The sequence below is a fragment of the Lelliottia sp. GFLA7 genome (assembly GCF_056490165.1).
Map to the genome: position 1 here is coordinate 54,387 of NZ_JBWLAQ010000005.1, position 15,428 is coordinate 69,814.

Annotated in this window: 10 protein-coding genes; 5 read left to right on the forward strand and 5 right to left on the reverse strand. The window is 55.9% G+C overall.

The genetic code is table 11. The features are described 5' to 3' along the window. Window positions 1-22: 22 nt before the first annotated feature. From AC07RN_RS15230 to nanQ, 3 genes are read left to right on the forward strand one after another with little or no spacing between them, the layout of a single operon-like run. Window positions 23-1,510, forward strand: coding sequence for an MFS transporter (locus AC07RN_RS15230; RefSeq protein ID WP_059177308.1), 1,488 nt, complete (start codon window positions 23-25; stop codon window positions 1,508-1,510). Continuing rightward, window positions 1,507-2,379 carry an N-acetylmannosamine kinase gene (gene nanK / locus AC07RN_RS15235; protein ID WP_478336748.1) on the forward strand — a complete coding sequence of 291 codons (873 nt, stop codon included), beginning with the start codon at window positions 1,507-1,509 and terminating at the stop codon, window positions 2,377-2,379. The genes AC07RN_RS15230 and nanK overlap by 4 nt, the downstream gene beginning before the upstream one ends. Next, on the forward strand, window positions 2,379-2,846 hold the full coding sequence (gene nanQ, locus AC07RN_RS15240; protein ID WP_478336795.1) for an N-acetylneuraminate anomerase: 468 nt from the start codon (window positions 2,379-2,381) through the stop codon (window positions 2,844-2,846). The genes nanK and nanQ overlap by 1 nt, the downstream gene beginning before the upstream one ends. A gap of 37 nt (window positions 2,847-2,883) precedes the next feature. Here the strand turns inward: nanQ and AC07RN_RS15245 are convergent, their stop codons facing one another. Together AC07RN_RS15245 and gltB are read right to left on the reverse strand one after the other, a co-directional pair. Next, on the reverse strand, window positions 2,884-4,302 hold the full coding sequence (locus AC07RN_RS15245) for a glutamate synthase small subunit (RefSeq protein WP_015960638.1): 1,419 nt from the start codon (window positions 4,300-4,302) through the stop codon (window positions 2,884-2,886). Window positions 4,303-4,311: 9 nt separating this feature from the next. Beyond that, on the reverse strand, window positions 4,312-8,772 hold the full coding sequence (gene gltB, locus AC07RN_RS15250; RefSeq protein ID WP_478336796.1) for a glutamate synthase large subunit: 4,461 nt from the start codon (window positions 8,770-8,772) through the stop codon (window positions 4,312-4,314). 682 nt (window positions 8,773-9,454) lie between these two features. Between gltB and mnmL the strand changes: the two genes are divergently transcribed. Next, complete coding sequence (mnmL, locus tag AC07RN_RS15255) at window positions 9,455-10,399, forward strand: tRNA modification radical SAM protein MnmL/YtqA (protein ID WP_478336797.1); 945 nt, start codon at window positions 9,455-9,457, stop codon at window positions 10,397-10,399. Here the strand turns inward: mnmL and AC07RN_RS15260 are convergent. After that, window positions 10,376-11,878, reverse strand: a complete 1,503-nt coding sequence (locus AC07RN_RS15260; protein ID WP_478336749.1) for a helicase HerA-like C-terminal domain-containing protein — start codon at window positions 11,876-11,878, stop codon at window positions 10,376-10,378. The genes mnmL and AC07RN_RS15260 overlap by 24 nt on opposite strands. A gap of 137 nt (window positions 11,879-12,015) precedes the next feature. Here AC07RN_RS15260 and AC07RN_RS15265 point away from each other — a divergent pair, with 137 nt between their 5' ends. After that, window positions 12,016-13,662, forward strand: coding sequence for a glycerone kinase (locus tag AC07RN_RS15265; protein WP_478336750.1), 1,647 nt, complete (start codon window positions 12,016-12,018; stop codon window positions 13,660-13,662). Between the two features lie 92 nt (window positions 13,663-13,754). On the opposite strand, the gene ahr is transcribed toward AC07RN_RS15265, so the two are convergent. Next, window positions 13,755-14,774, reverse strand: a complete 1,020-nt coding sequence (gene ahr / locus AC07RN_RS15270; protein WP_015960633.1) for an NADPH-dependent aldehyde reductase Ahr — start codon at window positions 14,772-14,774, stop codon at window positions 13,755-13,757. 83 nt (window positions 14,775-14,857) lie between these two features. Next, complete coding sequence (locus tag AC07RN_RS15275; protein ID WP_041689539.1) at window positions 14,858-15,364, reverse strand: GNAT family N-acetyltransferase; 507 nt, start codon at window positions 15,362-15,364, stop codon at window positions 14,858-14,860. Between the last annotated feature and the right edge of the window lie 64 nt (window positions 15,365-15,428).

Consider the following 15,428-nt stretch of genomic DNA (forward strand, 5'->3'; position numbering starts at 1 on the left):
AACAGAGCGTCGGGAGAGTTAAATGCGTATTCCTACCCAAAGCATCCCGTGGTACCGCCATCTCAGCCGCCCGCAGTGGCGCGCCTTCTCCGCCGCATGGTTGGGATATCTGCTGGATGGTTTCGATTTTGTATTGATAGCGCTGGTGTTAACGGAAGTTAAAACGGAATTTGGACTCACAACGGTCGAGGCGGCTAGCCTCATATCCGCTGCCTTTATCTCCCGATGGTTTGGCGGCCTGCTGCTTGGCGCTATGGGCGATCGCTACGGGCGGAAACTGGCGATGATCACCAGTATCGTGCTGTTTTCGTGCGGGACGCTGGCGTGCGGTTTTGCGCCAGGCTACATCACGATGTTTATCGCCCGCATGGTGATCGGCATGGGCATGGCGGGCGAATACGGCTCCAGCGCCACCTACGTGATTGAAAGCTGGCCAAAGCATCTGCGCAACAAAGCCAGCGGCTTTTTGATCTCCGGCTTCTCTGTCGGGGCGGTTATCGCGGCGCAGATCTACAGCCTCGTCGTTCCCGTATGGGGCTGGCGCGCGCTCTTCTTTATCGGCATTCTGCCGATCATTTTTGCCCTGTGGCTGCGTAAAAATATTCCGGAAGCAGAAGACTGGAAAGCGAAACACGAAGGCAAAGCGCCCGTGCGCACGATGGTGGATATTCTCTATCGTGGAAAACATCGGGTGATTAATATTGTCATGACACTCTTCGCAGGTACGGCGCTGTGGTTCTGCTTTGCCGGGGAGCTCAACAATGCCGGTCTGGTGATGATTCTTGGCCTGCTGTGCGCCTTTGTGTTCATCAGCTTTATGGTGCAAAGCAGCGGTAAGCGCTGGCCGACGGGCGTCACTCTGATGGTAGTCGTGCTGTTTGCGTTCCTTTATTCGTGGCCGATTCAGGCGCTGCTGCCGACCTATCTGAAAACGGATTTGGCGTACGATCCGGCGATGGTGGCGCGCGTGCTGTTCTTCAGCGGCTTTGGCGCAGCGGTTGGCTGCTGTGTCGGCGGTTTTCTGGGGGACTGGCTGGGGACGCGCAAAGCGTACGTTTGCAGCCTGCTGGCCTCGCAGCTCCTTATCATTCCGGTCTTTGCGATTGGCGGGTCCAATATCTGGGTTCTCGGTTTTCTGCTCTTCTTCCAGCAGATGCTCGGGCAGGGGATTTCCGGAATTCTGCCGAAGCTTATCGGCGGCTACTTCGATACCGATCAGCGTGCAGCGGGGCTGGGCTTTACTTACAACGTCGGCGCATTGGGTGGGGCGATTGCGCCGGTGATTGGGGCGCTGCTGGCACAACGTCTGGAGCTAGGCACTGCGCTTGGTTCGCTCTCGTTCGGACTCACCTTTGTCGTCATCCTGTTGATTGGCCTGGATATGCCGTCTCGCGTGCAGCGCTGGATCCGCCCCGAGGCACTCCGCACGCACGATGCGATTGACGGTAAACCGTTCAGCGGAGCCGTTCCTTTAGGCAGCATCAAAAGCGAGCGTGAGGCGGTGAAATGACGACGTTGGCTATCGATATCGGAGGGACCAAACTCGCCGCCGCGCTGGTCGACGATTCTTTGCAGATCTGCGAACGACGCGAGATACCAACGCCTGCCAGCAAAACTCCCGATGCGCTGTATGCTGCGTTAACGGAGCTGGTGACACCGCTGATGAAGCAGGCAACACGCGTTGCCATCGCTTCGACGGGCATTATTCGCGAAGGCATTTTACTGGCGATTAACCCCCTTAATCTTGGTGGACTGCTGCATTTTCCGCTGGTGCAGACGCTGGAAAACATCACCGGTCTGCCTGCCATGGCGGTAAATGATGCGCAGGCTGCGGCATGGGCGGAATACCACGCGTTGGAAACGGAAGACGGCGAGATGGTTTTTATTACCGTCTCAACTGGCGTCGGCGGGGGCGTGGTGCTGAACGGAGTGTTGCAAACGGGATCGGGCGGTTTGGCCGGGCATCTGGGCCACACGCTTGCCGATCCGCAGGGGCCGGTGTGTGGTTGCGGGCGAACGGGTTGCGTCGAGGCCATCGCCTCTGGACGTGGCATCGCGGCGATGGCGCAGGGCGATCTGGCTGGGCTGGATGCCAAAACCATTTTCAGCCATGCGGCACGCGGGCATCAGCAGGCCCGCGACATCATCGCGCGTTCCGCCCAGACGCTGGCGCGACTGATTGGCGACGTCAAAGCCGTCACCGACTGCCAGACGGTAGTGGTGGGCGGCAGCATCGGGCTGGCCGAAGGCTATTTGCCTCAAGTGGTTGAGTCGTTAGCGCAGCTACCGCCGGTCTATCACGTTGCCGTGCGCCCGGCGCATTACCGGCACGATGCCGGTTTATTGGGTGCGGCATTACTGATTCAAGGAGAGCAATGATGATGATGGGTGAAGTAAAGGCGCTGTCTTTATCGGGCATTCATCCGATGTTGCAAGACGCGTTGATGCTGGGCGTCGCAGCCTGGCCGCAGGATAAACCGCCGGGTCGCTACGAATTGCAGGGTGACGATATCTTTATGAACGTGATGGAATTTGCCACGCAGTTACCGGAACAGAAGAAAGCGGAATTGCATGAGCGTTACATCGACATCCAGCTTTTGCTGGCGGGTGAAGAGCGGATCCAGTACGGCGTGTCAGGTTCGGCGCGGCAGTGCGAGGAGCAACACGTAGAAGATGATTATCAGCTGTGTAGCGTGATTCATGGCATGCAGCAGATCGATTTAAAACCGGGAATGTACGCGATTTTTATACCCGGTGAGCCGCATAAGCCCGGCTGCGTGGTGACGGAATCTGAAGAGATAAAGAAAGTGGTGATTAAAGTTCGCGCCAGTTTACTGAGCGCATAAAAAAAGCCGGATGGTTAACCCCATCCGGCCTTCGTTTTTACACTTCCAGGTAGTTCATGATTCCTTCAGCCGCTTTGCGGCCTTCGGCAATCGCTGTCACCACCAGGTCTGAACCGCGAACGATATCACCACCGGCGAAGATTTTCGGGTTGCTGGTCTGGAAAGCGTTTTCGTTACCTTCCGGCGCAATCACGCGGCCCTGCGAGTCCAGCTCTACGCTGTGTTTCGCCAGCCACTCCATGCTGTGAGGACGGAAGCCAAACGCCATCACCACCGCATCAGCCGGAACCACATGCTCTGAACCCGCCACGATTTCCGCACGACGGCGTCCCTTCGCGTCTGGCTGACCCATTTCGGTACGCGCCATTTTCACGCCGCTTACTTTACCGTTCGCATTCACTTCCACGCCCAGTGGCTGGACGTTGAACTGGAACTCCACGCCCTCTTCACGCGCGTTTTTCACTTCGCGTTTAGAACCTGGCATGTTCTCTTCGTCACGACGATACGCACAAATCACGTGCGTGGCATCCTGACGAATTGAGGTACGCACGCAGTCCATCGCGGTATCACCGCCGCCAAGCACGACAACGCGTTTACCTTCCATGCTGACGTACGGCTCAGCCGTGGTTTCGCCAAAGCCCATCATCTGCTTGGTGTTGGCAATCAGGAACGGCAGGGCGTCAAACACGCCCGGAGCGTCTTCGTTTTCCAGACCGCCGCGCATCGACTGATAGGTCCCGACGCCGAGGAATACGGCGTCGTAATCCTTCAGCAGATCGTCGATCTGGATGTCACGACCCACTTCGACGTTCAGTTTGAACTCAATCCCCATGTCGGTGAAAATTTCACGACGACGGGTCATGACCTCTTTTTCCAGCTTGAAGGCTGGAATACCGAAGGTCAGCAGGCCGCCGATTTCCGGGTGACGGTCAAACACGACAGCTTTGACGCCGTTACGGGTTAGCACGTCAGCACAGGCCAGGCCAGCCGGACCCGCGCCGATAATGGCGACGCGTTTGTCGGTCTGACGCACGCCGGTCATGTCCGGACGCCAGCCCATCTCGAAGGCTTTATCGTTGATATAGCGCTCGATGTTGCCGATGGTCACTGCGCCAAACTCGTCGTTCAGCGTACAGGAACCTTCGCACAGGCGATCCTGTGGGCACACGCGGCCGCAGACTTCCGGCAGGGTGTTGGTCTGGTGAGACAGCTCAGCGGCTTCGAAAATACGCCCTTCATTAGCCAGCTTCAGCCAGTTCGGGATGTAGTTATGTACCGGGCATTTCCATTCACAGTAAGGGTTGCCACAGGACAGGCAGCGATCTGCCTGTGCCTTGGCCTGGCCTTCTGAAAACGGCTCATAAATTTCTACAAATTCAATTTTGCGGATCTTCAGCGGTTTCTTCGGCGGATCAACGCGCTGCAGATCGATAAACTGGTATACGTTCTGACTCATTGCTACCCCTTACTGCGCCTGCACACGCAGCTCTGCTGCGCTACGACTACGGTGACCCAACAGTGCTTTAACATCGCTGGACTTCGGTTTAACCAGCGCGAATTTCGCTGAGAATGCTGGCCAGTTCGCCAGGATCTCTTCGCCGCGCGAAGAACCGGTATGCTGCACATGTTCGGTAATCAAACCGCGCAGATGTTCTTCGTGGATGGCCAGCGTTTCTACGTCCAGCACTTCCACCAGTTCAGGGTTCACGCGTTTGCGGAACTCACCGTCTTCATCCAGGACGTAGGCGAAACCGCCCGTCATGCCTGCGCCGAAGTTCACGCCGGTTTTGCCCAATACGCAGACAATCCCGCCGGTCATGTATTCACAGCCGTTATCGCCGATGCCTTCCACAACAGTGATGGCACCCGAGTTACGTACTGCGAAACGCTCACCTGCACGGCCCGCTGCAAACAGACGACCACCGGTCGCGCCGTACAGACAGGTGTTGCCGATAATGCTGGCTTCGTGACTGCGGAACGCAGAACCGACAGGAGGACGCACCGCCAGCAATCCGCCTGCCATGCCTTTACCGACGTAGTCGTTGGCATCGCCAGTCAGATACAGCTCAACGCCGCCCGCATTCCAGACGCCGAAGCTCTGACCCGCGGTACCGCTGAAGTGCGCGATAATCGGATCGGCTGCCAGGCCCTGATCGCCATGGGTTTGCGCGATATAACCAGAAAGCGTCGCGCCAACAGAACGGTCAGTGTTGCGAATATCAAACCAGAACGTTTTGCTCTGTTTGTCATCGACAAATGGTTTCGCCTGCTGCAACAGCTGGGCATTCAGCACGCCGTTATCAAACGGTGGGTTGGTCTCGGTCCAGTAAACGGCTTTGCCAGGGTGCGGCTGGGCCGTTTCCAGAAACTTAGACAGCTCCAGCTTCTGCTGTTTGGCGGTGAAACCTTCCAGCTCTTTCAGCAGGTCGGTACGGCCAATCAAATCCACCAGACGCGTCACGCCCAGCTGCGCCATCAGCTCGCGGGTTTCGCGGGCGATGAATTCAAAGTAGTTGGTCACTTTGAACGGCAAACCGTGGTAATGGTTCTTACGCAGTTTTTCGTCCTGAGTTGCCACGCCCGTTGCGCAGTTGTTCAGGTGGCAAATACGCAGGTATTTACAACCCAGCGCCACCATTGGACCGGTACCGAAGCCGAAGCTTTCCGCGCCCAGAATTGCCGCTTTAATGATGTCGAGACCGGTTTTCAGACCGCCATCCACCTGCAGACGGATCTTGTGGCGCAGACCGTTGGCTACCAGCGCCTGTTGCGTTTCAACCAGGCCCAGCTCCCACGGACAACCCGCGTATTTCACGGAGGAGAGCGGGCTTGCACCTGTACCGCCGTCGTAGCCCGCGATGGTAATCAGATCCGCATAGGCTTTTGCCACGCCCGTCGCAATGGTGCCCACGCCCGGTTCAGAAACCAGCTTCACGGAGATCAGCGCTTTCGGGTTGACCTGTTTCAGGTCGAAAATCAGCTGCGCCAAATCTTCGATAGAGTAGATATCGTGATGAGGCGGCGGGGAGATCAGCGTCACGCCCGGCACTGAGTAGCGCAGTTTGGCGATGTAAGGCGTCACTTTATCGCCTGGCAACTGACCACCTTCGCCCGGTTTCGCACCCTGAGCGACTTTAATCTGAATCACATCGGCGTTAACCAGATACGCCGGTGTGACGCCGAAGCGGCCGGAAGCCACCTGCTTGATGCGCGACACTTTGTTGGTGCCGTAGCGCGCAGGGTCTTCGCCGCCTTCGCCGGAGTTCGAGTTGCCGCCGATGCTGTTCATTGCTTCAGCCAGCGCTTCGTGTGCCTCAGGACTCAGTGCGCCGATGGACATGGCCGCAGTATCAAAGCGTTTGTACAGTTCGCTCGCGGGCTCTACGTCATCAATATTGACCGTTTTGCCGTCAGGCGTGACCGCCAGCAAATCGCGCAGGGTCGCCGCCGGACGTTCGTTCACCAGCTTTGAATACTGCTGATAATCGCTGTATTCACCACTCTGTACGGCCTGTTGCAGCGTGCGGACCACGTCCGGGTTGTAGGCGTGGTATTCGCCACCGTGAACGTATTTCAGCAAGCCACCCTGGTCCAGCGGTTTACGCGCCAGCCAGGCCCGTTTCGACAAGTTAATCAGATCCTGCTGGAAGTCAGAGAATCCGGCTCCGCCGATACGACTGATCACGCCCTGGAAACAGAGATCGGCGACGTCATCGTGCAAACCGACTGCTTCGAACAGCTTGGAGCAACGGTAAGAAGCGATGGTCGAGATGCCCATTTTGGACATGATTTTGTACAGGCCTTTGTTGATGCCGTTACGGTAGTTCAGCATCACGGTGCGGTAATTTTTTTCGATGACGTGTCCATCAACCAGTTTCGCCAGCGTTTCGTAGGCGAGGTATGGATAGATGGCGGTGGCACCAAAGCCCAGGAGCACGGCGAAGTGGTGCGGGTCGCGCGCGCTGGCGGTTTCAACGATGATGTTGGCGTCGCAGCGCAGGCTCTTATCCACCAGACGGGTCTGGATCGCGCCCACTGCCATCGGTGCAGGAACCGGCAGGCGGTTCTTAGCGATGTTACGGTCAGACAGCACCAGCAGAACTGTGCCATCACGCACCATCTGCTCGGCTTTATCACACAGCGCTTTCACCGTCTCTTCGAGGCTCGTTTCGGTCACGTCGAACGTAATATCGAGCGTGTCGGCGCGGTAATGCTCCTCTGTCATGGTGGTGAGCTGTTTGAAATCGGAGTACAGCAGGATCGGCGACTTAAAGCTCAGGCGGTGCGCCTGGCCTTCGGCTTCACAGAATACGTTCATCTCGCGACCGATGCTGGTCGCCAATGACATCACATGCGCTTCACGCAGCGGATCGATTGGCGGGTTAGTGACCTGCGCAAACTGCTGACGGAAGTAGTCGTAAATGATGCGTGGCTGGCTCGAAAGCACGGCAAACGGGGTATCGTCACCCATTGAACCGACGGCTTCCTGACCGTTCTCACCGAGCACGCGGATAACAGAATCCAGCTCTTCGGCGTTGTAGTTAAACTGTTTTTGGAAGCTGGCAAGCGTGTCGTCGTCCAGCTCGCGGCTGCCGACTTCTTCGTCCTGAAGATCTTCGAACGGCACCAGACGGCGGACGTTCTTCTCCATCCACTCTTTATACGGATGACGGCTTTTCAGATCGTCATCGGTTTCAGCCGAGTGCAGAATGCGGCCGCTGCGGGTGTCGATAACCATCAGCTCACCCGGACCGACGCGGCCTTTTTCAAGCACTTCGTCAGGCTGGTAATCCCAGATCCCTACTTCAGATGCGCAGGTGATCAGCTTATCTTTGGTGATGACGTAGCGCGCCGGGCGCAGACCGTTGCGGTCCAGGTTACAGGCCGCGTAACGTCCATCGGACATCACGATGCCCGCCGGGCCGTCCCACGGCTCCATGTGCATGGAGTTAAAGTCGAAGAACGCGCGCAGCTCAGGATCCATATTCGGGTTGCTCTGCCAGGCTGGCGGAACAAGCAGACGCATCGCACGCACGATATCCATCCCGCCAGCCAGCAGCAGTTCCAGCATGTTATCCATAGAGCTGGAATCCGAGCCGGTTTCATTCACGAACGGTGCGGCATCATGAAGATCGGGGATCAACGGGGTCTGGAATTTATAAGTACGTGCACGCGCCCACTGGCGGTTACCGGTGATGGTATTGATCTCACCGTTATGCGCCAGGTAGCGGAAAGGCTGAGCCAGCGGCCAGCGCGGTACGGTGTTCGTGGAAAAACGCTGGTGGAAGAGGCAAATGGCCGATTCCAGACGCAGATCCGCGAGATCCAGATAAAAGCGCGGCAGGTCCGTCGGCATACACAGACCTTTATAGATGTTCACCAGATTTGAGAGGCTACACACGTAGAACTCTTTATCGTCCAGCAAACGTTTTTCAATGCGGCGACGGGCAATGAACAGGCGGCGTTCCATATCACGCGGACGCCAGCCCGCAGGCGCATTCACAAAAATTTGTTCAATACGAGGCAGCGAGGAGAGGGCGATTTCACCGAGTACCCCTTCGTTGGTTGGCACATTGCGCCAGCCGACAATAGACAGGGTTTCGCGTTGAAGTTCTTCTTCGACGATGCGGCGTGATGCGGCAGCTTTTTCAGGATCCTGATTCAGGAACAGCATACCGACAGCGTAGTTTTTGGCTAAACGCCAGCCGCGCTCTTCTGCAACAATGCGGAAGAAACGATCCGGTTTTTGCAGCAGCAGACCGCAACCGTCGCCGGTTTTACCATCCGCGAGGATAGCACCTCGGTGCTGCATACGGGCCAGTGCGTGTATAGCGGTACGCACTACCTTGTGGCTAGGTTCGCCTTCTATGTGGGCGATCAGGCCGAAACCACAGTTATCCTTCTCAAGGGATTTATCGTACAACATATCAGTGAACCTCCCCAGGCTCTTCGGGCTTCCCATCTGGACGTGGCGCACAGGCACAGAAAGAGCGCGGCGACGGGGTTTGCGTGTCATACGCGTACCTCGCATTCGCCCTCTTAATATCCTTTTCGCACAGGTCAAACAAGTTTGAGGACTTGCTTCAGAGGGAATCTCAATTACTGCATAAATATGATGAGCAGGCTGCTCATCCAGAAAGCTTCCAGCGGATTTCCAAGTTATCGGTATTTGATACATAGGTCAAATGGCAATCTTATTTATACAAAATTGTACTAAAGAGGGGTTATCGATTTGAATTTAAACGTTATTTTGCTTATTTTTAACGAACTTATCGCAGGGGAGGCAATAAGGGAGTGTGATCTGACTCACTATCTGAAAGCGGTATTATCAATGCGGCATGCTGAATACCAGAATAATTGCAGGATATTACACTGGCGCTGCTGAACAACCCGCATAATCACACTGTTTTTCAGCCCCGGCGCTATAAGTGAAAAAATCGGCCTGAGCATAAGCAAAAGTAATTGCCAGAATGGTGAATGAAATTGCAATAATAGTGGGTTTTTATTCAAATGAATAATAGCGATCCAGAGCGATTGATCCAGGTCATCGCCGACTGAAGCTAAAAATGGCAGGCTTATCCCCTTTGTTCGGGGCGGTCTATCAGATTATGCAGTTACAGAAATTAGTCAATATGTTTGGTGGGGATCTTTCACGTCGCTACGGTGAAAAGGTTCATAAGCTCACGCTACACGGGGGTTTTAGCTGCCCCAATCGCGATGGCACCATTGGGCGTGGCGGCTGTACTTTCTGTAATGTGGCCTCTTTTGCCGACGAGACGCAGCAGCATCACTCTATTGCAGAGCAGCTCGCCCATCAGGCCCGTCTCGTTAACCGCGCTAAACAATATCTGGCCTATTTCCAGGCTTACACCAGCACCTGGGCAGAAGTACAAGTGTTGCGCTCGATGTATCAGCAGGCCGTCAGTCAGGCAAATATAGTGGGGCTATGCGTTGGGACCCGTCCGGACTGTGTGCCAGAAGCCGTGCTGGATCTGCTGAGTGAATATAAAGAGTTGGGTTACGAAATCTGGCTTGAGCTGGGACTGCAAACCGCACATGACAAAACCTTGCACCGTATTAATCGCGGCCACGATTTCGCCTGCTACCAACGCACTACGCGGCTTGCCCGCGAGCGCGGACTCAAAGTGTGTTCGCACCTGATTGTCGGTCTGCCGGGAGAAGGGCAGCAGCATGGCCTGGAAACGCTGGAAAAGGTGATTGAGACGGGCGTTGATGGCATCAAACTTCATCCGCTTCATATCGTTAAAGGCAGTATTATGGCGAAGTCTTGGGAAGCGGGGCGACTAAACGGGATTGAGCTGGAAGAATACACCGTTACGGCGGGTGAGATGATTCGTCATACGCCGCCAGACGTGATTTATCACCGTATCTCCGCCAGCGCCCGTCGCCCGGAACTGCTTGCGCCGCTTTGGTGTGAGAACCGCTGGACAGGGATGGTTGAGCTCGACCGCTACCTGAATGCGCACGGTGTACAGGGTTCTGCGATTGGTAAGCCCTGGGTTTCCCCGCTAACGTCGTCGGCCACCGAGTAGGCTACCCAGCATCCCGCGGACAATTTGATTCGTCACCTGGCGCGCCGCGCTTTTCGCCATGGTCTGCACGACGCCATCGCGCTTGCCGCCGCGCGGACCGGTGCTGCCGAAGAGAATGTCTTTCAACCCGCCGAGTATTCCGTCATCCACCGCAACCGACTCGCCTTTTGTCGCGGGCGCATTTTGCTGATCCGTCGTGACCTGAACCCCTTTTTGCAGCATTTCGAAGGCGGATTCTCTGTCGATGTCGTCCTCGTATTTTCCGTACACCGGCGAATGATTTATCAGTCCGTTTCGCTCATCCTCCGTCACGGGTCCCATGCGGGAGAATGGCGCAATAACCATTGCGCGCTCGACGATTGACGGGCTGCCTTTCGCATCCAGGAATGAAATCAGCGCTTCACCGGTTCCGAGCGCCTGAATGGCAAGCTCTGTATCAAACGCCGGATTGGTGCGCATAGTCTGCGCGGCAGCTTTTACGGCTTTCTGATCCTTCGGAGTAAAGGCGCGAAGCGCGTGCTGCACGCGATTGCCTAGCTGGCCCAGTACGTTGTCGGGGATATCAGAAGGGTTTTGCGAGACAAAATAAACCCCCACGCCTTTAGAGCGGATCAGGCGGATCATCTGTTCGATTTTATCCAGCAAGACCTGCGGGGCATCGCTAAACAGCAGATGCGCTTCGTCAAAGAAAAACACCAGCTTGGGTTTATCGAGATCGCCCGCTTCCGGCAGCTGTTCATAAAGCTCTGAGAGCATCCACAGCAGGCTAGCGGCATACAGTTTAGGCATCTGGTAGAGCTTTTCGGCGCTAAGGATGTTGATGATGCCTTTGCCGTTGCTATCGGTGCGCATCCAGTCTTTGATATCCAGCATCGGTTCGCCAAAGAAATGTTCGGCGCCTTGCTGTTCCAGACTCAGTAGCCCACGCTGAATGGCACCGACCGAGGCGCTGCTAATGTTGCCGTACTGATTCTGGAAGGATTTTGCGTTATCCCCGATATACTGCGTAATGGCGCGGAGATCTTTGAAATCGAGCAGCAGCAAGCCCTGATCGTCCGCAATGCGAAAGATGATATTCAGCACCCCGGATTGCACATCGTTCAGATTGAGGAGCCGCGCCAGCAGTAAAGGGCCGACGTCGGATACGGTCGCGCGCACCGGATGGCCCTTCTCACCGAAAATATCCCACACCACCACCGGATTACTTTGCGGTTGCCAGTCGGTTACGCCGATATTTTTGAGCCGGTCGATCAGTTTTTCAGACGCGGTGCCCGGCTGCGCAATCCCGGTCAAGTCGCCTTTCACGTCGGCCATAAACACCGGGACCCCAATTTCAGAAAAAGACTCCGCCAGCTTTTGCAGCGTGACGGTTTTCCCCGTCCCCGTCGCACCGGTAATCAGCCCGTGGCGGTTCGCCATACCGGGCAGCAGGAACAGCTCTTTCTCCAGCGTTCGGGCAATCTGCAGTGGTGTACTCATGGTGCGCGTCCTCTTTTTGTCCTGCGTCGAGTATAGGCAACCTGACGACAATGTGACTCAGTAAATTCCTGACTTTGCGGCGCATTATCCAGTGCGGACTATGCTTTTGCATACGGTTCACAAAATTTTGGGAAGCTATGTCCAGATTCTTTTTTAATGACCGCAAACAGCTGGTCAACGACGCCATTGAAGGCATACTGATTTCCGCGCCGCACGGGAATCTTGTCAAACTTGATATCGATCCCGCCATTCGGGTGGTTGCGCGTAGCGACTGGGATAAAAGCCGCGTAGCGGTGATTTCTGGTGGTGGCTCGGGGCACGAACCCGCTCATGCCGGATTTGTCGGCAGAGGGATGTTGACCGCAGCCGTCTGTGGCGATCTGTTTGCCTCACCGAGCGTGGATGCGGTGTTAAACGCGATTGTGGCGGTAACGGGCGATCGCGGTTGCCTGTTAATCGTCAAAAATTATACCGGCGATCGGCTTAACTTTGGCCTCGCGGCGGAAAAGGCCAAACGCTATGGGCTGAAGGTTGAGATGGTGATCGTTGCTGATGACATCGCCCTGCCGGATAACAAACAGCCGCGTGGCATTGCGGGGACGGCGCTGGTACACAAAATTGCCGGATATGCAGCCGAACAGGGGAAATCACTGGCTGACGTGCGGGATATTGCGCAGCAGGCCTGTGACAATATATGGAGCCTGGGCGTGGCGATGCAAACGTGCAACCTGCCGGGCAGCGACGATGAAGAAGGGCGTATCAAGGATGGTCATGTCGAACTGGGGTTGGGCATTCACGGCGAGCCGGGCGCGTCAGTGGTTGATACGCACAACAGCAAAGAGATTATCGACACCCTGGTGAAGCCGTTAAAAGAGACGGCCGGCGAAGGCAAATTTGCGGTGCTGATTAACAATCTCGGCGGTGTATCGGCGCTGGAGATGGCGCTGCTCACGAAAGAACTGGCGGATTCTGCGCTGAAAGAAAATATTGCGTATCTGATTGGCCCTGCGCCGCTGGTGAGCTCGCTGGATATGAAAGGCTTTTCGCTGTCACTGTTACGGCTTAACAATACCTTTGAGAAAGCCATTAACGCACCCGTCGAAACTATTGGCTGGCAAAAGCCGGTAGCATTCGCGCCATTACGCACGCTTTCGCATACTGCGATTCAGGATCGTGTTGAATTTACGCCTTCCGGGAACGACGAGGTCGCAGCGCGAATGGCAGCGGCGACGCAAACGTTGCTCGCTCTGGAGAACCGTTTAAATGCGCTGGATGCCAAAGTGGGTGACGGCGATACCGGGTCGACTTTTGCGCAAGGCGCGCGGGAAATTGCGCAGCTTCTGGAGCAAAAACAGCTTCCGCTAAACGATCTTTCTAAGCTGCTGTTGTTGATCGGCGAACGGCTGGCGACGGTCATGGGCGGGTCGAGTGGCGTCCTGATGTCGATCTTCTTCACAGCTGCCGGACAGACATTACATGACGGAAAATCACTGCCGGAGGCATTGCTGAGTGGGCTTGCGCAAATGAAGCATTACGGCGGAGCGGATCTTGGCGATCGTACCTTGATCGACGCACTACAGCCTGCACTGGAGACGCTGCAAAATGGCGATATTCAGGCGGCTGCCCAGGCAGCGAAAAAGGGTGCAGACGCTACGGCTGGCATGCAAAAAGCGGGAGCAGGGCGTTCGTCGTATGTGAATAAAGAGAACCTGGAGGGGGTAACGGATCCCGGGGCTGTGGCCGTTGCAGAGGTATTTAAGGCCATGGTAGATGCAAAACGGTAACAACCGTTACCGTTTTTAGTGTTTGCGCCCTCTCCCGGCGGGAGAGGGTTGGGGTGAGGGCATCAGGCCGCACATTTCCCGGCAATGTCACATCAGAAATCTGCTTTTAACACGACACGATAACGGGCTTTGCCGTCACGAACGTGCTGAATAGCTTCATTGATTTTAGACATCGGATACAGTTCGGTCGTTGGCGCAACCTTCGTGCGGCCAGCGAATTTCATCAGCTTGCGCAATTCGTAAGGCGTACCGGTCGCAGAACCCGACACGCTACGGTCGCCGCCAATCAGCGTGAACGCAGGCACAGGCAGTGGCTTCAGAACCGCGCCGACGGTGTGGAAGTTACCGCCATAGGCCAGCGCTTCGAAGTACGGCTGCCAGTCGAGATCGACGTTAACGGTGTTGATGATCAGATCAAACTGACCGGCCAACGCTTTTAACAATTCCGGATCGCGGCTGTTAACGACTTTGTCAGCACCCATCGCCAGGACTTCTTGCTCTTTCGCTGGGTTAGAGCTGAACGCGGTGACTTCGCAGCCCATGGCGTGCAGCAGCTTGATGGCGATGTGGCCCAGACCACCAATACCGATAACGCCGACGCGGCTGGTGGCAGTGACGTGATGCATCAGGAGAGGTTTGAAAACGGTGATACCGCCGCACAGCAGCGGGCCTGCGGATTCGATATCAATGCTGTCCGGCAGTGGAATAACCCATTGCCAGTCGGCGCGCAGTTTGTCGGCGAAACCGCCTTTGTTTAGGATTGTCGGGACAGCGCCTTCCAGACAGTTGATCTGATTGCCGCTGATACAGGCATCACAATGTCCGCAGCTACGCGCAGTCCAGCCGATACCGACACGCTGACCGATCTTAAGCCCTTTGTCCTGGGCAGCCGTCCCCAGTGCGACCACGCGGCCAATGACTTCGTGTCCAGCGACGAGTGGATAGCTTGAGAAACCCCATTCGTTGTCGATCATCGACAGATCTGAGTGGCAGATGCCGCAATAATCGACCTGTACTTCGACGTCTTCTGCTTTCAGCTCGCCCGCATCATATTCGTACAGCTCAAGTTCTGCACCTGCCTGCGGTGCGGCGTAGCTTTTTATCTTCGACATCGTCTTTCCCCCGTTTTGGTGTGAACTGAGAGTGTAGAGCATTCAGTTTACAGCCGCTTAACAGAAGAGGGCGGGAAAGGAATTTACAGATTTTTCAGCATTCTGACTTCGCAGTCGACGTGACCGGTACAGCCGAGAGGTTCTGAGATGTGCTCAAAGCCGAGGTGTTCGTACAACCCAATCGCATCTTTGAGGAACGCGGTGGTTTCGAGATAACAGCGCTTAAAACCCTGCGCGCGAGCGTGATCGAGTGCCACCAACGCCAGCTTTTTCGCCAGCCCTTGGCCGCGCACGGACGGCAGGAAGTACATTTTTTGCAGTTCGCAGATGTCGGGTTCGCTGCAGCTCAGCGGTGCCACACCGCCTCCGCCGACGACATGACCGTTTTGCTCGATGACCCAGTAGGCATGGCCTGGCTGACTGTAGAGTTGATACAACTCATCCAGATTCGGGTCAGCGACGGTGTAGCCTTTATCGGCCGTTAAACCATATTCAGCCGATACCGCACGAATGACGGTGGCGATGCCGGAATTATCCAGCTCTGTTATCCGACGCATCGTTGTCGCGGCGGTCGGGGTGATTACGCTCATAGCATGGCTCATGACAAAAATTGACACACAGTTGCAGTTAATAGCATCGCAGAAAAGGGAGTGC